This is a genomic window from Burkholderia sp. USMB20 (assembly GCF_000949135.2).
Lineage (GTDB): Bacteria > Pseudomonadota > Gammaproteobacteria > Burkholderiales > Burkholderiaceae > Burkholderia.
Genome location: NZ_JTAN02000019.1, coordinates 1,037,674 through 1,061,883, shown reverse-complemented (window position 1 = coordinate 1,061,883; position 24,210 = coordinate 1,037,674). Strand labels below are relative to the sequence as shown.

General features: G+C 67.0%; 22 protein-coding genes and 1 pseudogene. 20 read left to right on the top strand and 3 right to left on the bottom strand.

Translation table 11 applies throughout. The annotated features are described in order from the left end of the window. The first annotated feature begins 4 nt into the window (after positions 1-4). On the top strand, positions 5-529 hold the full coding sequence (locus tag PL79_RS29375) for an ureidoglycolate lyase (protein ID WP_044844245.1): 525 nt from the start codon (positions 5-7) through the stop codon (positions 527-529). 210 nt (positions 530-739) lie between these two features. On the opposite strand, the gene fur is transcribed toward PL79_RS29375, so the two are convergent. Next, positions 740-1,168: a ferric iron uptake transcriptional regulator gene (fur, locus tag PL79_RS29370; RefSeq protein ID WP_011350926.1), complete on the bottom strand. Its 429-nt coding sequence runs from the start codon at positions 1,166-1,168 to the stop codon at positions 740-742. A 142-nt stretch (positions 1,169-1,310) separates the two neighbouring features. Here fur and PL79_RS29365 point away from each other — a divergent pair, with 142 nt between their 5' ends. The 9 genes and pseudogenes from PL79_RS29365 (at position 1,311) to PL79_RS29325 (ending at position 10,605) form a co-directional block, all read left to right on the top strand. Then, positions 1,311-2,117 carry an outer membrane protein assembly factor BamE gene (locus tag PL79_RS29365; protein WP_044844162.1) on the top strand — a complete coding sequence of 269 codons (807 nt, stop codon included), beginning with the start codon at positions 1,311-1,313 and terminating at the stop codon, positions 2,115-2,117. A gap of 65 nt (positions 2,118-2,182) precedes the next feature. Continuing rightward, complete coding sequence (gene dapB / locus PL79_RS29360) at positions 2,183-2,980, top strand: 4-hydroxy-tetrahydrodipicolinate reductase (protein ID WP_044844161.1); 798 nt, start codon at positions 2,183-2,185, stop codon at positions 2,978-2,980. A 19-nt stretch (positions 2,981-2,999) separates the two neighbouring features. Continuing rightward, positions 3,000-3,668 (top strand): MotA/TolQ/ExbB proton channel family protein, encoded by a 669-nt coding sequence (locus PL79_RS29355; RefSeq protein WP_044844160.1) that lies wholly within the window; start codon positions 3,000-3,002, stop codon positions 3,666-3,668. A gap of 22 nt (positions 3,669-3,690) precedes the next feature. After that, positions 3,691-4,159 (top strand): annotated as a pseudogene (locus PL79_RS29350) (ExbD/TolR family protein). A 295-nt stretch (positions 4,160-4,454) separates the two neighbouring features. After that, entirely contained in the window at positions 4,455-7,049 is a 2,595-nt protein-coding gene (leuS, locus tag PL79_RS29345; RefSeq protein WP_044844158.1) for a leucine--tRNA ligase, read from the top strand. Positions 7,050-7,087: 38 nt separating this feature from the next. After that, on the top strand, positions 7,088-7,642 hold the full coding sequence (locus PL79_RS29340; RefSeq protein ID WP_044844157.1) for an LPS-assembly lipoprotein LptE: 555 nt from the start codon (positions 7,088-7,090) through the stop codon (positions 7,640-7,642). An 18-nt stretch (positions 7,643-7,660) separates the two neighbouring features. After that, positions 7,661-8,755, top strand: a complete 1,095-nt coding sequence (holA, locus tag PL79_RS29335) for a DNA polymerase III subunit delta (RefSeq protein ID WP_044844156.1) — start codon at positions 7,661-7,663, stop codon at positions 8,753-8,755. 138 nt (positions 8,756-8,893) lie between these two features. Then, positions 8,894-10,165, top strand: coding sequence for a glutamate-5-semialdehyde dehydrogenase (locus tag PL79_RS29330; protein ID WP_044844155.1), 1,272 nt, complete (start codon positions 8,894-8,896; stop codon positions 10,163-10,165). Positions 10,166-10,182: 17 nt separating this feature from the next. Continuing rightward, complete coding sequence (locus PL79_RS29325) at positions 10,183-10,605, top strand: CopD family protein (protein WP_124488267.1); 423 nt, start codon at positions 10,183-10,185, stop codon at positions 10,603-10,605. A gap of 151 nt (positions 10,606-10,756) precedes the next feature. Here PL79_RS29325 and PL79_RS29320 read toward each other — a convergent pair whose 3' ends face one another. After that, the gene (locus tag PL79_RS29320) at positions 10,757-11,605 is read right to left on the bottom strand and encodes a MurR/RpiR family transcriptional regulator (protein ID WP_044844153.1); all 849 of its coding nucleotides are present in this window, start codon (positions 11,603-11,605) and stop codon (positions 10,757-10,759) included. A gap of 293 nt (positions 11,606-11,898) precedes the next feature. Here PL79_RS29320 and edd point away from each other — a divergent pair, with 293 nt between their 5' ends. The 4 genes from edd to PL79_RS29295 all read left to right on the top strand — a co-directional run bounded on the left by edd (position 11,899) and on the right by PL79_RS29295 (position 16,493). Next, on the top strand, positions 11,899-13,755 hold the full coding sequence (gene edd / locus PL79_RS29315; protein WP_044844152.1) for a phosphogluconate dehydratase: 1,857 nt from the start codon (positions 11,899-11,901) through the stop codon (positions 13,753-13,755). A 19-nt stretch (positions 13,756-13,774) separates the two neighbouring features. Next, complete coding sequence (gene eda, locus PL79_RS29310; RefSeq protein WP_044844151.1) at positions 13,775-14,401, top strand: bifunctional 4-hydroxy-2-oxoglutarate aldolase/2-dehydro-3-deoxy-phosphogluconate aldolase; 627 nt, start codon at positions 13,775-13,777, stop codon at positions 14,399-14,401. A 219-nt stretch (positions 14,402-14,620) separates the two neighbouring features. Beyond that, entirely contained in the window at positions 14,621-15,982 is a 1,362-nt protein-coding gene (locus PL79_RS29300) for a GntP family permease (RefSeq protein ID WP_044844150.1), read from the top strand. A gap of 13 nt (positions 15,983-15,995) precedes the next feature. Beyond that, complete coding sequence (locus tag PL79_RS29295; RefSeq protein ID WP_044844149.1) at positions 15,996-16,493, top strand: gluconokinase; 498 nt, start codon at positions 15,996-15,998, stop codon at positions 16,491-16,493. A gap of 147 nt (positions 16,494-16,640) precedes the next feature. On the opposite strand, the gene purB is transcribed toward PL79_RS29295, so the two are convergent. After that, complete coding sequence (gene purB, locus PL79_RS29290) at positions 16,641-18,029, bottom strand: adenylosuccinate lyase (protein ID WP_044844148.1); 1,389 nt, start codon at positions 18,027-18,029, stop codon at positions 16,641-16,643. Positions 18,030-18,285: 256 nt separating this feature from the next. On the opposite strand from purB, the gene PL79_RS29285 reads away from it, so the two are divergent. From PL79_RS29285 to PL79_RS29255, 6 genes are all read left to right on the top strand, one after another. Beyond that, positions 18,286-19,239: a LysR substrate-binding domain-containing protein gene (locus tag PL79_RS29285; protein ID WP_044848296.1), complete on the top strand. Its 954-nt coding sequence runs from the start codon at positions 18,286-18,288 to the stop codon at positions 19,237-19,239. A 277-nt stretch (positions 19,240-19,516) separates the two neighbouring features. Then, positions 19,517-20,803: a Glu/Leu/Phe/Val family dehydrogenase gene (locus tag PL79_RS29275; protein WP_044848295.1), complete on the top strand. Its 1,287-nt coding sequence runs from the start codon at positions 19,517-19,519 to the stop codon at positions 20,801-20,803. 252 nt (positions 20,804-21,055) lie between these two features. Next, on the top strand, positions 21,056-21,949 hold the full coding sequence (locus PL79_RS29270) for a glutamate/aspartate ABC transporter substrate-binding protein (protein WP_044848298.1): 894 nt from the start codon (positions 21,056-21,058) through the stop codon (positions 21,947-21,949). An 84-nt stretch (positions 21,950-22,033) separates the two neighbouring features. Then, complete coding sequence (locus PL79_RS29265) at positions 22,034-22,774, top strand: amino acid ABC transporter permease (protein ID WP_044848294.1); 741 nt, start codon at positions 22,034-22,036, stop codon at positions 22,772-22,774. Further along, complete coding sequence (gene gltK, locus PL79_RS29260; protein WP_044848293.1) at positions 22,774-23,451, top strand: glutamate/aspartate ABC transporter permease GltK; 678 nt, start codon at positions 22,774-22,776, stop codon at positions 23,449-23,451. The genes PL79_RS29265 and gltK overlap by 1 nt, the downstream gene beginning before the upstream one ends. Then, on the top strand, positions 23,448-24,173 hold the full coding sequence (locus PL79_RS29255) for an amino acid ABC transporter ATP-binding protein (protein WP_044848292.1): 726 nt from the start codon (positions 23,448-23,450) through the stop codon (positions 24,171-24,173). Before gltK ends, PL79_RS29255 begins: the two co-directional genes overlap by 4 nt. The last annotated feature ends 37 nt before the right edge of the window (positions 24,174-24,210 follow it).

Genomic DNA, 24,210 nt, shown 5'->3' with positions numbered 1-24,210 from the left:
CGGCATGAGCGGACCACACATCCTGCGCGTCGAGCGCCTGACCCGCGAGGCCTTCGCGCCGTTCGGCGACGTGATCGCGCTCGAAGGCGCGCGGCATTTCCCGATCAACGGCGGCACGACCGAGCGCTTCCACGATCTCGCGACGATCGACGTCTGCGCGGACGGCGGCCGGCCGCTCGTCAGCGTGTTTCGTGCGCAGCCGCGCGCGCTGCCGGTGGCGATCACGCTGATGGAGCGCCATCCGCACGGCAGCCAGGCGTTCATCCCGCTGGCGGCCGTGTCGCGCTATGCGATCGTCGTCGCGCCGGCCGGCGAGTTCCGGCCCGACGCGATGCGCGCGTTCCTCGCCGAAGGCTGGCAGGGCGTGAACTACGCGAAGGGCGTCTGGCACCATCCGCTGCTCGCGCTCGACGCGGTCAGCGACTTCGTGATCGTCGACCGTGGCGGCCCGCAGCCGAACTGCGACGAGATTCCGCTCGACGACGCGTGGGCGCTCGAGTTCGAGCCCGCGTGCGCGAGCACGGCCTGACGCGCGAAGGTAGGGTCAGGGGTTGAGCGGATTCGAGTGGATCGAGCGCCGCGCGCCGGCGACACGCGGCGCCTCGTCCCGCACGATCGACCGAAAACGTTCCCGACCCGGCCCGCACGCGACGTGCGGGCCGTTTTTCCATCCCGAAAACAACACGGCCCGGGCGGCGGGATGCCGGCCGGGCCGTCGCGCGTGCGCGCAGGGTGCGGATCAGTGCTTGCGGTGCGGGCAGTTCTCGGTCGTGCAGGAGCCGTACATCGCGAGCGAGTGTTCCTGGAGCCGGAAGCCGCGTTCCTTGGCGATCGCTTGCTGGCGGCCTTCGATCTCGGCATCGAAGAATTCCTCGACGCGGCCGCAATCGAGGCAGACGAGGTGATCGTGGTGCGAACCTTCATTGAGCTCGAACACGGCCTTGCCGGATTCGAAGTTGCTGCGCGTGAGCAGGCCGGCCTGCTCGAACTGCGTCAGCACGCGGTAAACGGTGGCGAGCCCGATGTCGAGCTGCTCGTTGAGCAGGTTGCGGTAGACATCTTCGGCCGTCAGGTGACGCACCGGGCTTTGCTGGAAGATCTCGAGAATCTTGAGGCGCGGTAGGGTGGCCTTTAGCCCGATATTCTTGAGATCCGTCGGATTGGTCATGGCTAGGCATCCCTAGAGTACAATGCAGGGCTTCAATGTTACCGGCTTTTCGCCGTTCCAGAAACACGCGCGACCCGCGACGCGGGCCAGCTCGGTGACGGAAATGTTCCCGGAATCCCTTTCGCACTATCAGAGGAGTCGCATGCGGAGTGCCATCATCGCTGCCGCCGCCGTTGCCGCGCTGGCTGGTTGTTCGTCGTACGACAGCGTGACGCAGCGCATCGCGCAGAGCATCACGCCCTATCGGATCACTGTCGTGCAGGGCAACTTCGTGTCGCAGGAGAAGGCCGCGCAGCTGCAGGCCGGAATGACGCGCGAGCAGGTGCGCGCGTTGCTCGGCACGCCGCTGCTGTCGGACATGTTCCATGCCGACCGCTGGGATTACCTCTTTTACTTCAAGCGCGGCTCGACGTCCGTCGTCCAGCAGCGCGACCTCGTGCTGACGTTCTCGGGCGATCGCCTCGCGAGCTGGACGGGCGCCGACAACCTGCCGTCCGAACTCGACCTGCTGGCCGATATCGACGGCGATCGCGGCGGCAAGAAGGCGAAGGCCGCGGCCGCGGCGAAGAAGGCGTCCGAAGCCGCCGCTGCCGCTGCTGCGGCGAGCGCCGCGCAGGCGACCGCTGCCGCGAGCCCGTCCGTCGAGCCGGTTTCCGGCGCGGCGGTCGACCAGGATGCGAACGCCCAGGCGGCGCGCGCGGCGAACCGCGCGACCAACCAGGTGTCGGGGCAGGGCACGACCGCCCGCCGCTTCACGCCGTCGGCGCAGGCCTCGGGCGGCGCGCCGGTGCCGGGCGGCCAGCCGCCGGGCGCCGCGCCGGCGATCCAGCCGCAGTTCCAGTTCCATCGCCCGCCGCAGCCGAACGCGTCGAACGAGGCGTCGCCGCCGGTCGGCCCGCAAGGCTCGGACAACCTGCAGAACCAGCCGCTCACCGCGCCGGCCCAGTAAGCGGCCGGCGTGCGGAAACAGGGCGGCATGCGCCGCCCGCCTTTAGACCTGTCGTGTAGAAAGCCATGAAGATTGCGATTGCCGGTGCATCGGGCCGTATGGGCCGGATGCTGATCGAAGCCGTTCTCAACGATTCCGACGCGCAGCTCGTCGGCGCGCTCGACCGCGCCGATTCGCCGTTCCTCGGCCAGGACGCGGGCGCGTTTCTCGGCAAGGAAACCGGGATCAAGCTGACCGACGACCTCGACGCCGTGTTCGCGCAGGCCGACTACCTGATCGACTTCACGCGGCCGGAAGGCACGATCGCGCACGTCGCGGCCGCGCTGCGCCACGACGTGAAGCTCGTGATCGGCACGACCGGCTTCACCGCCGAGCAGAAGGCCGAGCTGCAGGCCGCGGCAGGCAAGATCGGCATCGTGTTCGCGGCGAACATGAGCGTCGGCGTGAACGTCACGCTGAAGCTGCTCGAATTCGCGGCGAAGCATTTCTCACACGGCTACGACATCGAGATCATCGAGGCGCACCACCGTCACAAGGTCGACGCGCCGTCGGGCACCGCGCTGATGATGGGCGAGGCCGTGGCCGGCGCGCTCGGGCGCTCGCTCGACGACTGCGCGGTGTACGGCCGCCAGGGCGTGACGGGCGAACGCGACCCGTCGACGATCGGCTTCGCGGCCGTGCGCGGCGGCGACATCGTCGGCGATCACACCGTGCTGTTCGCCGGGATCGGCGAACGGATCGAGATCACGCACAAGTCGTCGAGCCGCGTGTCGTACGCGCAGGGCGCGCTGCGTGCGGTCCGCTTCCTGTCGGCGCGCGGCGCCGGCCTGTTCGACATGCAGGACGTGCTCGGCCTGCGCTGACCCTCACGGGGAAACTCCGATGGCGATTCCCACCGGCGTTGTCCACTACCTCGAAAGCGGCGATGCGATCACGCACGCCGTCGCCTACGTGCTGCTGGCGATGTCCGTCGCCAGCTGGTGCTTCCTCCTCATGAAAGCCTGGCTGCTGGTCCGCGCGAAGCGGCAGGGGCCGCGCGCGCTTGCCGCGTTCTGGCGCGCGCCGTCGCTCGATGCGGGCATCGCCGCGCTCGCCGGCACCGATCGCGAGCGCGTGTTCGTGCCGCTCGCCGAAGCCGCGCGCGATGCGGCCGACGAACACGATCCGGCCGCGCTCGCCGCGCGTGTCGAGCGCAGCGAACGCGTGCTGCGCGCGCTGCGTCACGCGATGCTGCGCTCGCAGCGGCGTCTCGAGTTCGGCCAGGTGCTGCTGGCGTCGATCGGCAGCACCGCGCCGTTCGTCGGGCTGCTCGGCACCGTCTGGGGCATCTACCACGCGCTCGGCAGCATCGCCGCGAGCGGGCAGGCGCAGATCGAGAACGTCGCGGGGCCGGTCGGCGAGGCGCTGATCATGACCGCGTTCGGGCTCGTCGTCGCGATCCCCGCGGTGCTTGCCTACAACATCCTCGGGCGGCTCGTGCGCCAGCTCGCCGAGGAACTCGACGGCTTCGCGCGCGACCTGCACGTATTCGTGTGCGCGCAGGGCGCCTGACGCGCGGCCGGGAGGAACGATCATGGCATTCGGCGGGCTGGAGCACCACAAGACGTCCGCGCCGATGGCGGAGATCAACATGACGCCGCTGATCGACGTGATGCTCGTGCTGCTCGTCATCTTCATCATCACCGCGCCGCTGATGACGCACGCGATCCGGCTCGACCTGCCGAAGGTCGCGGCTGGCGTCGCGCGCGACACGCCACAGTCGGTCACGCTGTCGATCGACGACGCCGGCAAGCTCTACTGGGACGACGCGCCCGTCGCACTCGACGCGCTGCCGGCGCGCTTCCGGGCCGCCGCCGCGGGCGCCGCGCCGCCGAGCTGCGCTGCGCGCCTCGCGCGCGACCCGCTACGACGTGATCGCGGCAGGTGATGGGCGCCGCGCAGGCGCCGGGCTCACGCGGATCGGCTTCGTGACCGACGTGCCGCCGGCGGGCGCCGCCGCGCCGGCCGCCCGGGCGCGACCCGCTGACCGGCTGACCGGCTGACGCACCGGGCGCTCGCGCCATCCGCGCCATCCGTGTCGTCCCGCAGGCAAGAATGCGGGCCGGCCGGCGAGACCGGCCGTACCGCCCGCCACGAACGGTATAATCGTCGTTTTCGCCCGGTTGGCAGGGTTTCGCCGGGTAACCTGGAGACCCTCCGGGTTATCCGGCGAATATCCGGATCATGAGGCAGGCACGAGAACCGTGAGCCTGCCCCCGCCGCCGGGCTGCCCGATTTCGTCCACTTCCGCGTGCCCGCCTCGTGGCGCGCCGCTTAAAGCCTAGTCCGAACCACACCATGCACGAGAGATACGTACCCGCCGACGTCGAAGCCGCCGCTCAGGGCGACTGGCGCGCAGCCGATGCCTACAAGACGAAGGAAGATTCGCAGAAGCCGAAGTTCTACTGCGTGTCGATGCTGCCGTACCCGTCCGGCAAGCTGCACATGGGTCACGTGCGCAACTACACGATCAACGACGTGATGTACCGCTATCTGCGGATGAACGGCTACAACACGCTGATGCCGATGGGCTGGGACGCGTTCGGGATGCCGGCCGAGAACGCCGCGATGGCGAACGGCGTGCCGCCCGCGAAGTGGACCTACGACAACATCGACTACATGAAGGGCCAGATGCAGTCGATGGGCCTCGCGATCGACTGGTCGCGCGAGATCGCGACGTGCAAGCCCGACTACTACAAGTGGAACCAGTGGCTGTTCCTGAAGATGCTCGAGAAGGGCATCGCGTACAAGAAGACGGGCACCGTGAACTGGGACCCGGTCGACCAGACCGTGCTCGCGAACGAGCAGGTGATCGACGGCCGCGGCTGGCGTTCGGGCGCGCTCGTCGAGAAGCGCGAGATCCCGATGTACTACCTGCGGATCACGCAGTACGCGGATGAGCTGCTGAACGACCTCGACGGCCTCGGCTGGCCCGAGCGCGTGAAGATCATGCAGCAGAACTGGATCGGCAAGAGCTTCGGCGTGAACTTCGGCTTCCCGTACGAACTCGACGGCGAGCAGAAGCTGCTGCGCGTGTTCACGACGCGTGCCGACACGATCATGGGCGTCACGTTCTGCGCGATCGCGGCCGAGCACCCGCTCGCCACGCGCCTCGCGCAGGGCAAGCCGGAACTGCAGGCGTTCATCGACGAATGCAAGCGCGGCGGCGTCGCCGAGGCCGATGTCGCGACGATGGAGAAGAAGGGCGTCGCGACGGGCTTCTCGGTCAAGCACCCGCTGACGGGCGAGCCGGTCGAGGTGTGGATCGGCAACTACGTGCTGATGAGCTATGGCGAAGGCGCGGTGATGGGCGTGCCGGCGCACGACGAGCGCGATTTCGCGTTCGCGAAGAAATACGACCTGCCGATCAAGCAGGTGATCGCGGCCGAAGGCCAGACGTACTCGCTCGACGCATGGCAGGAGTGGTACGGCGACAAGGAAGTCGCGACCTGCATCAACAGCGGCAAGTACGACGGCCTCGCGTACGGCGCGGCGGTCGACGCGATCGCGGCCGACCTGAAGGCCGGCGGCTTCGGCGACAAGCAGGTCACGTGGCGCCTGCGCGACTGGGGCGTGTCGCGCCAGCGCTACTGGGGCACGCCGATCCCGATCATCCACTGCCCGTCGTGCGGCGACGTGCCGGTGCCGGAGCAGGACCTGCCGGTCGTGCTGCCGGAAGATCTCGTGCCGGACGGCTCGGGCAACCCGCTCGCGAAGTCGGAAGCATTCCTGAACTGTTCGTGCCCGAAGTGCGGCGCGGCCGCGAAGCGTGAAACCGACACGATGGACACCTTCGTCGATTCGTCGTGGTACTTCTCGCGCTACACGGCGCCGGACGCCGAGACGATGGTCGACGCGCGCACCGATTACTGGATGCCGATGGATCAATACATCGGCGGCATCGAGCACGCGATCCTGCACTTGCTGTATTCGCGCTTCTGGACCAAGGTGATGCGCGACCTCGGCCTCGTGAAGTTCGGCGAGCCGGCGAAGAACCTGCTGACGCAGGGCATGGTGCTGAACGAGACGTTCTACCGCGAAGACGCATCGGGCAAGAAGACCTGGTACAACCCGGCCGACGTGACCGTCGCGTTCGACGAGAAGGGCCGCCCGGTCGGCGCGACGCTGAACGCCGACGGCCAGCCGGTCGTGCTCGGCGGCATCGAGAAGATGTCGAAGTCGAAGAACAACGGCGTCGATCCTCAGGTGCTGATCGACCAGTACGGCGCCGATACCGCGCGTCTGTTCACGATGTTCGCCGCACCGCCCGAGCAGCAGCTCGAATGGTCGGGCGCGGGCGTCGAAGGCGCGAGCCGCTTCCTGCGCCGCGTGTGGAGCTTCGGCGCGACGAACCGCGAAGCGCTCGCCGCGCGCGCGGGCTTCGACGCGGCCGCGCTCGGCGATGCCGACAAGGCGCTGCGCCGCGAGATCTACAGCGTGCTGAAGCAGGCCGATTTCGACTACCAGCGTCTGCAGTACAACACGGTCGTGTCGGCCGCGATGAAGATGCTGAACGCGATCGACGGCGCGAAGGGCGCGACGCCCGGCGTGCTGCGCGAGACGTACGGCGTGCTGCTGCGCGTGCTGTACCCGGTCGTGCCGCACGTCACGTTCGAACTGTGGAAGGCGCTCGGCTATGCGGACGAATTCGGCCCGCTGCTCGACGCCCCGTGGCCGAAGGTCGACGAGGCCGCGCTCGAGCAGGCCGAGATCGAACTCGTGCTGCAGGTGAACGGCAAGGTGCGCGGCGCGCTGAAGGTCGCGAAGGACGCGAGCCGCGAGGCGATCGAAGCGGCGGCGGTGGCCGACGAAGCATTCGCGAAGTTCAGCGACGGCAAGCCGGCGAAGAAGATCGTCGTCGTGCCGGGCCGCCTCGTGAACATCGTCGTCTGACGGCCGTTGGCCGCCGGGCGCACACAGAAGGAGCGAAGGTGATCCGCAGATCGTTTTTGATGCTCGCCGTCGGCAGCGCGCTCGCGCTGTCGGCATGCGGTTTCCAGTTGCGCGGCCAGCAGGACTACGCGTTCAAGCGCCTGCTGGTGGCCGGCGCGCCGGCGCCCGTCGAGGCGCGCCTGGTGCGCCTCGTCGAGGCCGGCAGCGACACGAAGATCGTCAAGTCGGCGGACGACGCCGATGCCGTGCTGCGCATGTGGGAGTCGCGTGGGCAGAACACGCTGACGCTCAACAAGTACGGCTCGGCGCAGGAATACGCGCTGTTCTATACGCTGAACTACACGCTGACGAGCAAGGACGGCACCGTGCTGATCCCGCCGAGCGCGATCGCGCTGAACCGCGCGATGACGTACAGCGACCAGTACACGAACGCGAAGGCGCAGGAAGCCGAGATCCTGTACGGCGACATGGAGAACGACGCGGTCGACCAGCTGATGCGGCGTCTCGCGATCGTCCACTCGCTGACGCCGGCGCCGGAGGACGTGGTGCCGGGCGTTGCACCGGGCGCACCGCTGCCGCCGCCGCCGCTCTGATCGCCGGCGCACGTATCGATGCAATTGCGACTTGATGCGCTGGAGCCGCACCTCGCGAAGGGGATGGCCGGGCTCTACACCGTCTACGGCGACGAGCCGCTGCTCGCGCAGGAAGCGTGCGACCGCATTCGTGCGGCCGCGCGCGCGGCCGGCTTCACCGAGCGTTCGGTGCACACGGTCGAGCGCGGTTTCGACTGGAGCGTGCTGCTCGGCGCGACCCAGGCGATGTCGCTGTTCGGCGAGCGTCAGCTGATCGAGCTGCGCATTCCGTCGGGCAAGCCCGGCAAGGAAGGCGCCGACGCGCTGAAGACGCTCGCGGCCGCACCGAATCCCGATGCGCTGATGCTCGTCACGTTGCCGCGCCTCGACGCGGCCACGCAGAAATCCGCGTGGTTTACCGCGCTGCAGAACGGCGGCGTCGCGCTGAAGATCGATCCGGTCGACCGCGCGCAGCTGCCGAACTGGATCGGCCAGCGTCTGTCGATGCAGGGCCAGCGCGTCGCGCCCGGCGACGACGGCCGGCGCGCGCTGCAGTTCATCGCGGAGCGCGTCGAGGGCAACCTGCTCGCCGCGCACCAGGAAATCCAGAAGCTCGGGCTGCTCTATCCGCAGGGCGTGCTGACGTTCGAGCAGGTGCACGACGCGGTGTTGAACGTCGCGCGCTACGACGTGTTCAAGCTGAACGAGGCGATGCTCGCGGGCGACGCCGCGCGGCTCGCGCGGATGATCGACGGGCTGAAGGGCGAGGGCGAGGCGATCGTGCTCGTGATGTGGGCCGTCGTCGAGGAACTGCGCACGCTGCTGCGGATCAAGCGCGGCACGACGGCCGGCAAGCCGCTGGCCACGCTGCTGCGCGAGAACCGCGTGTGGGGGCCGCGCGAGCGGCTGATCGGCCCCGCGCTGAACCGCGTGTCGGAAGCCGTGCTCGAGAAGGCGCTCGCGTTTGCCGCGAAGCTCGACCGGCAGGTGAAGGGGCTGTCGGCCGTCACGCCGGGCCGCCGCACGCAGGACGAGCCGCCGCCCGATCCGTGGGACGGCCTGTTCCAGCTCGCGATGACGGTGGCGGGCGCGCGCGGCGAACGACCGCCGACCGCGGGTCGTGTGCGGCGTTAAGCCCCGTCCGGGCCTTCAGCGCACGCATCGCAACCCGCTTACAATATTTCGATAGCCGGCGCGGCCTTCCTGCCGCCGCGCCTCACGCTTCTCCACGAATTCATGCCGCGCGAAGCGGCTCGCTTCTCGAGTCACACGATGGATATCGACCAGTACATGACGGACCTGGGCCGCCGTGCCCGGCACGCTTCCCGCGCGATGGCGCGCGCCAGCACGGCGGCGAAGAACGCGGCGCTCGACGCCGTGGCCCGCGCGATCGAGCGCGACGCGCAGGCGCTGAAGGACGCGAATGCGCGCGACGTCGCCCGTGCCCGCGAAAAGGGGCTCGATGCGGCGTTCATCGACCGCCTGACGCTGTCGGACAAGGCGCTGAACACGATGGTCGAGGGTCTGCGCCAGGTCGCGTCGCTGGCCGATCCGATCGGCGAGATCGGCAATCTCAAGTACCGCCCGAGCGGGATCCAGGTCGGCCAGATGCGCGTGCCGCTCGGCGTGATCGGCATCATCTACGAGTCGCGCCCGAACGTGACGATCGACGCGGCCGCGCTGTGCCTGAAGTCGGGCAACGCGACGATCCTGCGCGGCGGCTCCGAGGCGCTCGAATCGAACGCGGCGCTCGCGAAGCTGATCGGCGAAGGGCTCGAGGCGGCCGGCCTGCCGCAGGACGCGGTGCAGGTCGTCGCGACCGCCGATCGCGCGGCGGTCGGCAAGCTGATCACGATGACCGAATACGTCGACGTGATCGTGCCGCGCGGCGGCAAGAGCCTGATCGAGCGGCTGATCAACGAGGCGCGCGTGCCGATGATCAAGCACCTCGACGGCATCTGCCACGTGTACGTCGACGATCGCGCCGATCTCGCCAAGGCACTGACGGTGTGCGACAACGCGAAGACGCACCGCTACGGCACCTGCAACACGATGGAAACGCTGCTCGTGTCGGGCGGCATCGCAGCCGCGCTGCTGCCGCCGCTCGGCAAGCTGTATCGCGACAAGCAGGTCGAGCTGCGCGTCGATGCAGCCGCGCGCGCGGTGCTCGCCGAGGCGGGCGTCGGTCCGCTCGTCGACGCGACCGACGAAGACTGGCACACCGAATATCTCGCGCCGGTGCTGGCGATCAAGGTCGTCGACGGCCTCGACGCCGCGATCGAGCACATCAACCATTACGGCTCGCACCACACCGATGCGATCGTCACCGAGGATCACGACCGCGCAATGCGCTTCCTGCGCGAAGTCGATTCGGCGAGCGTGATGGTCAATGCGTCGACGCGCTTCGCGGACGGCTTCGAATTCGGCCTCGGCGCGGAAATCGGCATCTCGAACGACAAGCTGCACGCACGCGGCCCCGTCGGCCTGGAAGGGCTCACGTCGCTGAAGTACGTCGTGCTCGGGCACGGCGAAGGCCGCCAGTAAAGCGAGGCGCACAACCGATGGCAATGCTCTGGGTCAAGACGTTCCATATCGTTCTGATCGCCGCGTGGTTCGCGGGACTGTTCTACCTGCCGCGCATCTACGTGAACCTGGCCATGGAGACCGATCCGGCCGCGGTGCGGCGCCTGCTGCTGATGGCGCGCAAGCTGTTCCGCTTCATGACGATGATCGCCGTGCCGGCGCTCGCATGCGGGCTGTGGCTGTGGCTCGTGATCGGCATCGGCCAGGGGCAGGGCTGGATCCATGCGAAGGTGACGGTGGTGCTGCTGCTCGTCATCTACCACGCGTATTGCGGGCATCTGCTGAAGGTGTTCGAGCGCGGCGAGAACCGTCGCACCGACAAGTGGTATCGCGTGTTCAACGAACTGCCGGTGCTCGGCATGCTCGTGGCGGTCGCGCTGGTCGTGATCAAGCCGTTTTGAGCTGAGCGGCCGGTTGGCTGCACCGACCCATGCGCAACGGCGCCCCTCGGGGCGCCGTTCTTCGTTTACGTGCGCGTCGGGTGTTGGCTGACGCGCCGGACCGCGCGTCGGTTCTGCATCGCTCATGCGCCGGCGGGGCGCCGTGCGTCGGTCAATCCTTCGTGCCGTCGTCGATCCGGCGGCGCGTGATCGCTTCCTTCGCGCGGCCGACGCGCTCCATCAATGCGGGCCCGCGCGACAGCGCGACGCCGACCGCGAGGATATCCCCGATCGCGAGATGGGACATGCGCGACGTCATCGGCGAGAACACGTCGGTTTCCTCCGCGACGTTCGACGCGAGGCTCACCGTCGCGAGCTTCGCGAGGGGCGAATGGCTCTGCGTGATCGCGACGACCTTCGCGCCGCACGCGAGCGCGGAGCGCGCGGCCTCGACGATGTCGCGCGTGCGGCCGGTGTTCGAGATCGCGACGACGACGTCGTGCGGCCCGAGCAGCGCCGACGACATCGAAAACGTGTGCGGGTCCGAATACGCGACGCTCGGCACGCCGAGCCGGAAGAACTTGTGCTGGATGTCCTGCGCGGCGATGCCGGAGCCGCCGGCGCCGTAGAACTCGATGCGCGACGCGTTCGACAGCAGCGCGATCGCGTCGGCGACGCTGCCGGCCGACAGGCTGTTGCGCACCTCGATCAGCGCGCCGATCGTGCGGTCGAACACCTTGCCGATGATGCCGGGCGCGGGCTCGTCGGGCTCGACGTCGCGATACACCGACGACACGCCCGGCGCGACGCTCTGCGCGAGCCGGATCTTGAATTCGCGAAAGCCGCTGCAGCCGAGCGCCTGGCAGAAGCGCGCGATGGTCGGCTGGCTGACGCCCGCGCGGGTCGACAGCTCGGTCATCGCGAGGTCGAGCACCTCGCGCGGCGCGGCGAGGATGTAGTCGGCGAGCTTGCGCTCGGACGGGCGCAGGTCGGCGCGGATCGCTTCAATGCGAGGCAGCATGGGACGGCGGATGGAAATCGGGTTCGGATGAGCGAGTGTATCGCAATCGAATTGTAGAAAATCTACATGAAAATGCTAGCTCTATCGTCGGCAATTTCTGCAGTGGACGATGCCGTTGATTAGGGTTTTCACTAGGAAAGCCTTGCTGGTGGCGGCGGTATGAGTTGCGCGTATGCTGATCCGCATTGCGCGCTTGTAGTTTTTCTACTAGAATGACTTCGTTCGTTCGATGCACTCGACCGTCCCCACGATTCCAACCGCCGGTGTCCGTCCGGCATACAGGAGCGCCCAGCATGACGTCGCTGCACCCCACCCTGGCGAAAGTCACCGATCGCGTGATCGCCCGCAGCCAATCGACCCGTTCCGCCTATCTGCAGCGCATCGACGGCGCGCAAGGCAAGTTCCCGGCGCGCGGCGCGCTGTCGTGCGCGAACCTCGCGCACGGCTTCGCGGGTCTCGAAGGCAGCGACAAGTTCCAGATCAAGGCGATCCGCGAGCCGAACATCGGCATCGTGTCCTCGTACAACGAGATGCTGTCCGCGCACGCGCCGTACAAGGATTTCCCCGACATCATCAAGGCCGCCGCGCGCGAGAACGGCGGCGTCGCGCAGTTCGCGGGCGGCGTGCCGGCGATGTGCGACGGCGTCACGCAGGGCAACCCGGGCATGGAGCTGTCGCTGTTCTCGCGCGAGGCGATCGCGATGGGCACCGCGATCGCGCTCACCCACAACATGTTCGACGCGGCGCTCTGCCTCGGCATCTGCGACAAGATCGTGCCGGGCCTCCTGATCGGCGCGCTGCAGTTCGGCCATCTGCCGACCATCTTCGTGCCGGCCGGCCCGATGACGAGCGGCCTGTCGAACGACGACAAGGCGAAGATCCGCCAGCAGTTCGCGACCGGCCAGGTCGGCCGCGACGCGCTGCTCGAAGCGGAATCGGCCGCGTATCACGGCCACGGCACCTGCACGTTCTACGGCACCGCGAACAGCAACCAGATGCTGATGGAACTGATGGGCCTGCACCTGCCGGGTTCGGCGTTCGTCCATCCGCACACGCCGCTGCGCGACGCGTTGACCGCCGAAGCCGCGCGCCGCGTGCTCGACCTGACGGTCGAGCGCGGCCACTACACGCCGATCGGCCACGTGATCGACGAGAAGGCGATCGTCAACGGGATCGTCGCGCTGCTCGCGACGGGCGGCTCGACCAACCACACGCTGCACCTCGTCGCGATCGCGCGCGCGGCCGGCATCCTGATCGACTGGAACGATTTCGACGAGCTGTCGGCCGTCGTGCCGCTGCTCGCGAAGATCTACCCGAACGGCAAGGCCGACGTGAACCACTTCCACGCGGCGGGCGGCGTCGCGTTCCTGGTGCGCAACCTGCTCGAGGGCGGGCTGCTGCACGAAGACGTGACGACCGTGGCGGGCAAGGGCCTGTCGCACTACACGAAGGAGCCGAAGCTGATCGACGGCAAGCTGACGTGGGTCGACGGCACGGCCGAGAGCCACGACACGAAGGTGCTGCGCGGCATTCGCGACCCGTTCCAGCCGGACGGCGGCCTGCGCCTGATGCAGGGCCGGCTCGGCCGCGGCGTGATCAAGATCTCGGCGGTCGCGCCCGAGCACCGCAAGGTGACGGCGCCCGCGATCGTGTTCGATTCGCAGGAAGCCGTGCAGGAGGCCTTCGATCGCGGCGAGCTGAAGCGCGATTTCGTCGCGGTCGTGCGCTTCCAGGGCGCGCGCGCGAACGGGATGCCCGAGCTGCACCGTTTGACGCCGCTGCTCGGCGTGCTGCAGGATCAGGGCTTCCACGTCGCGCTGGTGACCGACGGCCGCATGTCGGGCGCGTCGGGCAAGGTGCCGGCCGTGATCCACGTGTCGCCGGAAGCGCTGCTGGCCGGCCCGCTCGGCAAGGTGAAGACGGGCGACACGCTCGTGATCGACGCGGAAGCCGGCATCCTCGACATCGAGGTCGACGACGCCGAGTGGCAGGCGCGCCCGGTCGCGCAGCCGCTGCACCAGGCCGAGAACGAGGTCGGTTTCGGGCGCGAACTGTTCGGCGTGTTCCGCGCGGCGGCCGCGCCGGCCGAGCAGGGCGCATCGGTTTTCGGGACGCTGGTCGGCGAAACGGCCGTCAGCGTCGCTGCATGAATTTCAAGGAGTGTTCCAGATGAAGACGATTGCTGAAATCGTGAAGCTGGGCCCGGTGATTCCGGTGCTCGCATTCGACTCGGTCGAGCAGGGCGAACACGTGTCGCGCGCGTTGCACGCGGGCGGCGTCAAGGTGCTCGAGATCACGCTGCGCACGCCGGCCGGCCTGGAGGCGATCCAGCGCGCGAGCCAGCTCGCGGACGACATCGTCGTCGGCGTCGGCACGATCACGAAGCCCGAGCACTGCGAGCAGGCGAAGCGCGCGGGTGCGAAGTTCGGCGTGTCGCCGGGCCTGACGAAGGACCTGCACCTCGCGTCCCTCGACGCCGGCCTACCGCTGCTGCCGGGCGTGATGACGCCGAGCGACATCATCCAGGCGCTCGAGTTCGGCTACGAGATCGTCAAGTTCTTCCCCGCGCAGCAAGCCGGCGGCGTGCCGATGCTGCAGGCGTTCCACGGTCCGTTCCCGGCGCTGAAGTTCTGCCCGACGGGCGGCATCACGGTCGACACCGCGCCGAATTTCCTGAAGCTGCCGAACGTCGTGTGCGTCGGCGGTTCGTGGCTCACGCCGAAGGCCGCGCTCGCCGCGCAGGACTGGGCCGAAGTCACGCGCCTCGCGCAAGCCGCGAGCCAGCTGCCCCGTTAAGACTTGTACGAAACGAACGTTTGACCCTCGGTAAGCGAGCGCTTAGTGCTTGTTTTACCGAGGGTTTTTGCTGATGGAACCGGTTCTATCCGCGGACCGTAAAGATAAGTAAAATTCAGCGTCCTCGCGGGGTGGGAACCCCCGTGTTTCGGAGACCTGCATAGCCGGGCATACTCGCAACAACTCGCCCGGTTCGAACAATCCTAGGAGGAGTGCCACATGGGGGCTGTCCAAGGCAGCATGCTGCTCATTTATACCGTGATCGCGATCGTCGCGCTGATCGTGATGATCGCGCGGTTCAAGATCTATCCGTTCCTGGTGCTCATCATCGTCTCGCTCGGCCTCGGCCTCGTGGTCGGGATGCCGATGGACAAGATCGTCAAGTCGTTCGAGACCGGCAACGGCAACACGCTCGGCCACATCGCGGTGGTCGTCGGCCTCGGCACGATGCTCGGCAAGATGATGGCCGAATCGGGCGGCGCGGAGCGGATCGCGACCACGCTGATCGACTGGTTCGGCGAGAAGAACATCCATTGGGCGATGATGTTCGTCGCGATCATCGTCGGCCTGCCGGTGTTCTTCGAAGTCGGCTTCGTGCTGCTGATCCCGATCGCGTTCAACGTCGCGAAGCGCACCGGCAAGTCGCTGCTCGTCGTCGGCCTGCCGATGGTCGCGGGCCTGTCCGTCGTGCACGGGCTGATTCCGCCGCACCCGGCCGCGCTGCTGGCCGTCCAGCAATACGGTGCCGACATCGGCAAGACGATCGCGTTCGGCCTGATCGTCGGCGTGCCGACCGCGATCGTCGCGGGCCCGCTGTTCGCGCTGATGATCTCGAAATTCGTCAAGCTGCCGGAGAACAATCCGCTCGCCGCGCAGTTCGTCGAATCGCACACGGAAGGCAAGCAGCGCGAACTGCCGAGCTTCGGCATCACGCTGTTCACGATCCTGCTGCCGGTGATCCTGATGCTGGTCGGCAGCTGGGCCGACCTGATCTTCACGCCGAAGTCGCTGCCGAACAGCCTGCTGCGCTTTGCCGGCAACTCCGACGTCGCGCTGCTGATCGCCGTGCTGGTGAGCTTCTTCACGTTCGGCAAGCTGCAGGGTTTCAACCGCGACCAGATCCAGAAGTTCTGCGGCGAGTGCCTGGCACCGATCGCCGGCATCACGCTGATCGTCGGTGCGGGCGGCGGCTTCGGCGGCGTCCTGCGCGACAGCGGGATCTCGCAGCAGATCGTCGAGACCGCGAAGCACGCGCACCTGTCGCCGCTGCTGCTCGGCTGGTTCGTCGCGGCGCTGATGCGTCTCGCGACGGGTTCGGCGACGGTCGCGATGACGACGGCCTGCGGCATCGTCGCGCCGATCGCGGCGGCGTCGGGCGCGGCGGTTCGTCCGGAGCTGCTGGTGCTCGCGACGGGCTCGGGCTCGCTGATCTTCTCGCACGTGAACGACGGCGGCTTCTGGCTGATCAAGGAATACTTCGGGATGACGGTCGGCCAGACGTTCAAGACCTGGTCGCTGCTTGAAACCATCATCTCGGTGCTCGGTCTGAGCTTTACGCTGCTGCTGAGCGTGGTTTTGTAACAAGGGGTAGTCAATGATTCTGATCGCAATGGGCGTGTCGGGCGCGGGCAAATCGCGAATCGGCGAAATGCTGGCAGAACGCCTGTCGTGCAGCTATACCGACGGCGACGCGTTTCACAGCGCGGCGAACAAGGAAAAGATGCACAACGGCATTCCGCTGACCGACGACGACCGCTGGCCGTGGCTGCGCACGATCCGCGCGGCCATCGAGGAAAAGCAGCGTGCCGGCGAGACGGCCGTGTTCACGTGCTCTTCGCTGAAGCGGTCGTACCGCGACGTGCTGCGCGGCACCGACACCGACGTGCGGTTCGTGTATCTGAAGGGCTCGTTCGAGGTGTTGCACGAGCGCCTGAAAAGCCGCACCGGCCATTTCTTCGATCCGTCGCTGCTGAAGAGCCAGCTCGATACGCTCGAGGAGCCGGGCCCGGACGAGGCGATCGAGGTCAGCATCGAGCTGACGCCCGAACAGATCGTCGATCAGGTGATGGCGAAGATCGGCCACGCGCACTGAGCGCGGTTCGCGGCAATCGTGATGCCGCAGTGAGACAGGCGCCCCTCGGGGCGCCTTTTTTCGTCGAGCGCGCGCGAGCCGCCAAAGAAAAAGCCCGATGCGAGCAATTTCGCATCGGGCTTTTTTTCCGTCCGGCGACGGCGGCGCTTACGCGATCCGCTTCGCGAGTTCGACGGCCTTGCCGATGTACGACGCCGGCGTCATCGCGAGCAGGCGGTCCTTCGCATCCTGCGGGATCGCCAGCGTGGCGACGAATTCCTGCAGCGCTTCGCGCGTGATGCCCTTGCCGCGCGTCAGTTCCTTCAGCTGTTCGTACGGGTTCTCGATGCCGTAGCGGCGCATCACCGTCTGCACCGGCTCCGCGAGCACTTCCCAGCAGTTGTCGAGATCTTCGTTCAGGCGCTGCGGGTTGACCTCGAGCTTGTCGAGGCCGCGGATCAGCGAGTCGTACGCGAGCAGCGAATAGCCGAGCGCGACGCCCATGTTGCGCAGCACCGTCGAGTCGGTCAGGTCACGCTGCCAGCGCGACACCGGCAGCTTGTCGGCGAGGTGGCGCAGCGTCGCGTTCGCGAGGCCGAGGTTGCCTTCCGAGTTCTCGAAGTCGATTGGGTTGACCTTGTGCGGCATCGTCGACGAGCCGATTTCGCCGGCCTTCGTCTTCTGCTTGAAGTAGCCGACCGAGATGTAGCCCCACACGTCGCGATCGAGGTCGAGCAGGATCGTGTTCGCGCGCGCAACCGCGTCGAACAGCTCGGCCATGTAGTCGTGCGGTTCGATCTGGATCGTGTACGGGTTGAACGTGAGCTTCAGGCGGTTCTCGATCACGTCGCGCGAGAACGCTTCCCAGTCGAATTCCGGATACGCGGACAGGTGCGCGTTGAAGTTGCCGACCGCGCCGTTCATCTTGCCGAGGATCTCGACCTTCTCGATGCGCGTAATCGCGCGTGCGAGGCGCGCGGCGACGTTCGCGAGTTCCTTGCCGAGCGTCGTCGGGCTGGCCGGCTGGCCGTGCGTGCGCGACAGCATCGGCTGCTCGGCGAGCGCGTGCGACAGCGCGACGAGGCGCTGGTGGACCGTGCGCAGCGCCGGCACGATCACGTGCTCGCGCGCGCCGGCGAGCATCATCCCGTGCGACGTGTTGTTGATGTCTTCGGACGTGCACGCGAAGTGGATGAATTCGCTGGCCTTCTCGAGTTCGGCCTGGCCCTTGACCGATTCCTTCAGCCAGTATTCGACGGCCTTCACGTCGTGGTTCGTCACGCGCTCGATTTCCTTGATGCGGGCGGCGTCGTGCGCGGTGAAGCGCTCGGCGAGCTGCAGCAGGAATTGTTCGGACGCGTCGGAGAAGCGCGGGACTTCCGCGAAGCCGGCGCGCGACAGCGCGATCAGCCAGTGCACCTCGACGGTGACGCGGTGGCGCATGAAGGCGGCTTCGGAGAGCCAGTCGCGCAGCGCTTCGGTCTTGCTGGCGTAGCGGCCGTCGATGGGCGAGAGCGCGGTGAGGGCGAAAAGCGTATCGGGACGAGTGTCGGACATGATCGGGCGGGCCTTGGGGCCGGGTCGAGCGAGGGGGGGAAGAATCCGGCATTTTACCATTGGCGCGGGGCGATCCCGGCCGAACCGGTCCGGCCGGCGCCGGCGCGGGCGATCGGCACGCGCCGGCGCCGGCGGCGCGCCGACGCCTGCCGCAGCGCCCGCGCCGGCTCGCCGGGGCGCCCGCCACGCGCCGGCCGGCCCGCCCGCCGGTAGAATGCAGGCTTCTCCCCGACCGCCGCCCGCCGCGCCCGCCTGCATGGAACTGAAATGGCTCGAAGACTTCGTCTCGCTCGCGGAAACGCGCAGCTTTAGCCGCTCCGCCGAACTGCGGCACGTGTCGCAGCCCGCGTTCTCGCGGCGTATCCAGGCGCTCGAGGCGTGGCTCGCGACCGAATTGATCGATCGTTCGGTCTATCCGACGCGGCTCACGCAGGCCGGCCAGATCTTCTACGAGCAGGCGCTGACGATGCTGTCGCAGGCGCACGAGGCGCGCACGCTGCTGCGCGGCCACGTCGGCGCGCCGGTGCCGACGATCGAGTTCGCGGTGCCGCACACGCTGTCGCTCACGTATTTTCCGCGCTGGCTGCAGCGGATCGAGGCGAAGATGGGGCAGGTTCACACGCGGCTGCGCGCGCTGAACGTGCACGATGCCGTGCTGTCGCTCGTCGAGGGCGGCTGCGATCTCGTGATGGGCTACCACCACCCGAGCCACCCGGTCGCGCTCGACCCGGCCCGCTACGACATGCTGGTGCTCGGCAGCGAGCCGATCAGCGCGTTTTCGGCGCCGGGCCGCGCGGGCCGGCCGCGCTATACGCTGCCGGGCACGGCCGAGGCGCGCGTGCCGTACCTGTCGTATACGCCGAACGCGTATCTCGGCCGGATGACCGAAGTCATCGTGGCGAATGCACCGACGTCGCTGTTCCTCGATCGTGTTTACGAAACCGACATGGCGGAGGGGCTGAAGGCGATGGCGCTCGCGGGCCACGGCGTCGCGTTCCTGCCGCACAGCGCGGTCGAGGATGCGGTGGCGAGCGGCCGCCTGATCCGGCTCGACCGTTCCGCGCGCGGCGGCACCCATCCGTTCACGCTGACGATGGAGATCCGCCTGTACTGCGACAAGCTCGCGCTGCAGGGCGACGATCCGCACCAGAAACTCGTGCGCGCGCTGTGGGACGTCGTGCGCGACGAACTGCGCGAAACCACCGGTTAACCGTGGGCGGTTAACCGTGCCGGTCGGGCGCGACCGACTGACGAGCCGCTTTCGACGCCTGTCGAACGCCCGCCCGGCGGGCATCCCGCGACTTTCACCGACGATTTTTCACGCACGCGATGCATGGCCGATCGCGGGCGTTCTTGCGCAAATCGACCGCGGATTTGCGAAAAATCACGATCATGCAAGAAACGCATAATCGAATAAGCAAACGGCATTGGATAAAAAAAACGGGTTTTTCGACAATGTGCGCAATCCGTTGAACGTTGGAGTGTCCATGTCTTCGCAACTGCAGTCCATCCCGTCCTACCTTCACGCCGACGATCTCGGCCCGTGGGGCAACTACCTTCAGCAGGTCGATCGCGTCGCGCCGTACCTCGGCTCGCTGTCGCGCTGGCTCGAGACGCTGAAGCGTCCGAAGCGCATCCTGATCGTCGACTGCCCCATCGAGCTCGACAACGGCACCGTCGCGCACTTCGAAGGCTATCGCGTGCAGCACAACGTGTCGCGCGGCCCGGGCAAGGGCGGCGTGCGCTACCACCAGGACGTGACGCTGTCGGAAGTGATGGCGCTGTCGGCATGGATGTCGGTGAAGAACGCGGCCGTGAACGTGCCGTACGGCGGTGCGAAGGGCGGCATCCGCGTCGACCCGCGCAAGCTGTCGCGTGGTGAGCTCGAGCGCGTGACGCGCCGCTACACCAGCGAAATCGGCATCATCATCGGGCCGAACACCGACATTCCGGCACCGGACGTCAACACCAACGAACAGGTGATGGCGTGGATGATGGACACGTACTCGATGAACCAGGGCCAGACGTCGACCGGCGTCGTGACCGGCAAGCCGATCGCGCTCGGCGGTTCGCTCGGCCGCAAGGAAGCAACGGGCCGCGGCGTGTTCGTCGTCGGCTCCGAAGCGGCGAAGAAGAAGGGCCTGGAAATCGAAGGCGCGCGCATCGCGGTGCAGGGCTTCGGCAACGTCGGCGGCATCGCGGCGAAGCTGTTCCAGGAAGCGGGCTCGAAGGTGATCGCGGTGCAGGATCACACGGGCACGATCTACCAGCCGGCCGGCCTCGATTCGAACAAGCTGCTCGACCACGTCGCACGCACGGGCGGCGTCGCGGGCTTCGAAGGCGCCGAGCCGATGCCGAACGACGAGTTCTGGACGGTCGAGACCGACATCCTGATCCCGGCGGCACTGGAAAACCAGATCACCGAAAAGAACGCGGCGAAGATCCGCACGAAGATCATCGTCGAAGGCGCGAACGGCCCGACGACGACGGCGGCGGACGACATCCTGAGCGCGAACGGCGTGCTCGTGATCCCCGACGTGATCGCGAACGCGGGCGGCGTGACCGTGTCGTACTTCGAGTGGGTGCAGGACTTCTCGAGCTTCTTCTGGACGGAAGACGAGATCAACCACCGTCTCGAGCGCGTGATGCGCGAAGCGTTCGCCGGCGTGTGGGCGGTCGCGGAAGAGCACAAGGTGACGGTGCGTACGGCGGCGTTCATCGTCGCGTGCAAGCGCATCCTGATGGCGCGCGAAATGCGCGGCCTGTACCCCTGATCGGTCGTTGCCGATCGCCGATCGGTTGACTACGATCAAAGCATGACGCAATCCACCCGATTGCGTGCATGAACCCTCGCGGGCGATGCCGAATCCGGCATCGCCCGCGCGCGCATTCAGGTGCCGAAACGGGCGCCCGGAGCCGGGAGGACGGCTTCGCACAGCGCGATTCGTAGTGCGGTTAACAACCAGTACTTTCAAAAATATTACTTTGATACACTGGCGCGGGTTTTAGCCAAGGAGATGACCAAAATGAAATACCACAAGGCAGTCCTGATGGTCGCGGCGCTGTGCGCGTTCGCGAGCGGCGCGCACGCACAGGAGACCGGCACGCTGAAGAAGATCAAGGACACGGGCGTGATCGCGCTGGGCCACCGCGAATCGTCGATTCCGTTCTCCTACTATGACCAGAACCAGCAGGTCGTCGGCTATTCGCGCGAATTCCAGTTGAAGGTCGTGGACGCGGTGAAGAAAAAGCTGAACCTGCCGAACCTGCAGGTCAAGAACATCCCGGTCACGTCGCAGAACCGCATCCCGCTCGTGCAGAACGGCACGGTCGACATCGAGTGCGGCTCGACGACCAACAACCTGGAGCGTCAGCAGCAGGCCGCATTCTCCGACACGATCTTCGTGATCGGCACGCGCCTGATGACGAAGAAGGATTCGGGCGTGAAGGACTTCGCCGACCTGAAGGGCAAGACGGTCGTGACCACCGCCGGCACGACGTCCGAGCGCCTGCTGCGCAAGATGAACAACGACAAGCAGCTGGGCATGAACATCATCAGCGCGAAGGATCACGGCGACTCGTTCAACACGCTCGAGTCGGGCCGCGCGGTCGCGTTCATGATGGACGACGCGCTGCTCGCGGGCGAGCGCGCGAAGGCGAAGCAGCCGGGCGAATGGGTGATCGTCGGCACGCCGCAGTCGGAAGAGGCGTACGGCTGCATGATGCGCAAGGGCGATGCGGACTTCAAGAAGGTCGTCGACGACGCGATCTCGCAAGTCGAGAAGTCGGGCGAAGCCGCGAAGATCTACGCGAAGTGGTTCGAGAACCCGATCCCGCCGAAGGGGCTGAACCTGAACTTCCCGCTGTCCGATTCGATGAAGAAGCTGTACGCGAACCCGAACGACAAGGCGCTCGACTGACCACGCGGCCGTTGACGCAGAAATGACGCTACTGAAACGGAAGAGGCCACGCTTCTTCCGTTTCTTTTTGCTGGAGTCTTGCCCATGTCTTACCACTGGAACTGGGGCGTCTTCCTGAGCCCCGTCTCGACCGGCGAGCCGACGACTTATTTCGGATGGCTGATGTCCGGCTTCTGGGTGACGATCGAGGTGTCGCTCGTCGCCTGGGTCATCGCGCTGATCGTCGGCTCGCTGTTCGGCGTGCTGCGCACGGTGCCGAACAAATGGCTGTCCGCGATCGGCACCGTGTACGTGTCGATCTTCCGGAACATCCCGCTGATCGTGCAGTTCTTCATCTGGTACCTCGTCGTGCCCGAGTTGCTGCCCGCATCGATCGGCACCTGGATCAAGCAGTTGCCGCCGACCACGCAGTTCTTCACCTCGTCGATCATCTGTCTCGGCCTGTTTACGGGCGCGCGCGTGTGCGAACAGGTGCGCTCGGGGATCAACGCGCTGCCGAAGGGCCAGCGCGCGGCCGGCCTCGCGATGGGCTTCACGCAATGGCAGACGTACCGCTACGTGCTGCTGCCGGTTGCGTACCGGATCATCGTGCCGCCGCTCACGTCCGAGTTCCTGAACATCTTCAAGAACTCGGCGGTCGCGTCGACGATCGGCCTGCTCGACCTGTCCGCGCAGGCGCGCCAGCTCGTCGACTACACCGCGCAGACCTACGAGTCGTTCATCGCGGTCACGCTCGCGTACGTGATCATCAACCTCGTCGTGATGGCGTTCATGCGCTGGATCGAAGGCCGCACGCGGCTGCCCGGCTACATCGGAGGCAAGTGATGCATCAGTTCGACTGGAGTAGTATTCCCGGCGCAATACCGACGCTGTGGACGGGGGCGATCGTCACGTTCAAGATCACGCTGATCGCGATCGTCGTCGGCATCGTCTGGGGCACGTTGCTCGCGCTGCTGCGGCTGTCGGGCGTGAAGCCGCTCGCGTGGTTCGCGAAGGCGTACGTGACGGTGTTCCGCTCGATCCCGCTCGTGATGGTGCTGCTGTGGTTCTTCCTGATCGTGCCGCAGGTGCTGCAGGGCGTGCTCGGGCTGTCGCCGACGATCGACATTCGCCTCGCGTCGGCGATGGTCGCGTTCTCGCTGTTCGAAGCCGCGTATTATTCCGAGATCATCCGCGCCGGCATCCAGGCGGTGCCGCGCGGGCAGGTCAACGCCGCGTTCGCGCTCGGCATGAACTACGCGCAGGCGATGCGCCTCGTGATCCTGCCGCAGGCGTTCCGCGCGATGGTGCCGCTGCTGCTCACGCAGGCGATCGTCCTGTTCCAGGATACGTCGCTCGTGTACGTGATCAGTCTCGCGGACTTCTTCCGCACGGCCGCCAACGTCGGCGATCGCGACGGCACGACCGTCGAGATGGTCCTGTTCGCGGGCGCATGCTATTTCGTGGTTTGCTCGGTGGCGTCTGCCCTCGTCAAAGGTCTCCAGAAAAAGGTCACAAGATGATTTCCATCAAGAACGTTTCCAAGTGGTACGGCCAGTTTCAGGTCCTCACCGATTGCACGACCGAGGTCAAGAAGGGTGAGGTGGTGGTCGTGTGCGGCCCGTCCGGCTCGGGCAAGTCGACGCTGATCAAGACCGTGAACGGCCTCGAGCCGTTCCAGCAGGGCGAGATCCTCGTGAACGGCCAGTCGGTCGGCGACAAGAAGACGAACCTGTCGAAGCTGCGCTCGAAGGTCGGGATGGTGTTCCAGCATTTCGAGCTGTTCCCGCACCTGTCGATCACCGAGAACCTGACGCTCGCGCAGGTCAAGGTGCTCGGCCGCGGCAAGGACGAAGCGGCCGAGAAGGGCATGAAGCTGCTCGATCGCGTCGGCCTGAAGGCGCATGCGCACAAGTTTCCGGGCCAGCTGTCGGGCGGCCAGCAGCAGCGGGTCGCGATCGCGCGCGCGCTGTCGATGGACCCGATCGCGATGCTGTTCGACGAGCCGACGTCCGCGCTCGATCCCGAGATGATCAACGAAGTGCTCGACGTGATGGTCGAACTCGCGCAGGAAGGCATGACGATGATGGTCGTCACGCACGAGATGGGCTTCGCGAAGAAGGTCGCGCATCGCGTGATCTTCATGGACAAGGGCGCGATCGTCGAGGACGACCGCAAGGACGATTTCTTCTCGAATCCGAAGTCGGATCGCGCGAAGGACTTCCTCGCGAAAATCCTGCACTGAGCGTTCGTGCAGCGCGTGTGCCGCATGCACGCCGATG

Coding starts and splice junctions, on each gene's coding strand:
- PL79_RS29375 (WP_044844245.1), top strand. CDS start 5: ATGAGCGGACCACACATCCTGCGCGTCGAGCGCCTGACCCGCGAGGCC.
- fur (WP_011350926.1), bottom strand. CDS start 1,168: ATGACCAATCCGACGGATCTCAAGAATATCGGGCTAAAGGCCACCCTA.
- PL79_RS29365 (WP_044844162.1), top strand. CDS start 1,311: ATGCGGAGTGCCATCATCGCTGCCGCCGCCGTTGCCGCGCTGGCTGGT.
- dapB (WP_044844161.1), top strand. CDS start 2,183: ATGAAGATTGCGATTGCCGGTGCATCGGGCCGTATGGGCCGGATGCTG.
- PL79_RS29355 (WP_044844160.1), top strand. CDS start 3,000: ATGGCGATTCCCACCGGCGTTGTCCACTACCTCGAAAGCGGCGATGCG.
- leuS (WP_044844158.1), top strand. CDS start 4,455: ATGCACGAGAGATACGTACCCGCCGACGTCGAAGCCGCCGCTCAGGGC.
- holA (WP_044844156.1), top strand. CDS start 7,661: ATGCAATTGCGACTTGATGCGCTGGAGCCGCACCTCGCGAAGGGGATG.
- PL79_RS29330 (WP_044844155.1), top strand. CDS start 8,894: ATGGATATCGACCAGTACATGACGGACCTGGGCCGCCGTGCCCGGCAC.
- PL79_RS29325 (WP_124488267.1), top strand. CDS start 10,183: ATGGCAATGCTCTGGGTCAAGACGTTCCATATCGTTCTGATCGCCGCG.
- PL79_RS29320 (WP_044844153.1), bottom strand. CDS start 11,605: ATGCTGCCTCGCATTGAAGCGATCCGCGCCGACCTGCGCCCGTCCGAG.
- edd (WP_044844152.1), top strand. CDS start 11,899: ATGACGTCGCTGCACCCCACCCTGGCGAAAGTCACCGATCGCGTGATC.
- eda (WP_044844151.1), top strand. CDS start 13,775: ATGAAGACGATTGCTGAAATCGTGAAGCTGGGCCCGGTGATTCCGGTG.
- PL79_RS29300 (WP_044844150.1), top strand. CDS start 14,621: ATGGGGGCTGTCCAAGGCAGCATGCTGCTCATTTATACCGTGATCGCG.
- PL79_RS29295 (WP_044844149.1), top strand. CDS start 15,996: ATGATTCTGATCGCAATGGGCGTGTCGGGCGCGGGCAAATCGCGAATC.
- purB (WP_044844148.1), bottom strand. CDS start 18,029: ATGTCCGACACTCGTCCCGATACGCTTTTCGCCCTCACCGCGCTCTCG.
- PL79_RS29285 (WP_044848296.1), top strand. CDS start 18,286: ATGGAACTGAAATGGCTCGAAGACTTCGTCTCGCTCGCGGAAACGCGC.
- PL79_RS29275 (WP_044848295.1), top strand. CDS start 19,517: ATGTCTTCGCAACTGCAGTCCATCCCGTCCTACCTTCACGCCGACGAT.
- PL79_RS29270 (WP_044848298.1), top strand. CDS start 21,056: ATGAAATACCACAAGGCAGTCCTGATGGTCGCGGCGCTGTGCGCGTTC.
- PL79_RS29265 (WP_044848294.1), top strand. CDS start 22,034: ATGTCTTACCACTGGAACTGGGGCGTCTTCCTGAGCCCCGTCTCGACC.
- gltK (WP_044848293.1), top strand. CDS start 22,774: ATGCATCAGTTCGACTGGAGTAGTATTCCCGGCGCAATACCGACGCTG.
- PL79_RS29255 (WP_044848292.1), top strand. CDS start 23,448: ATGATTTCCATCAAGAACGTTTCCAAGTGGTACGGCCAGTTTCAGGTC.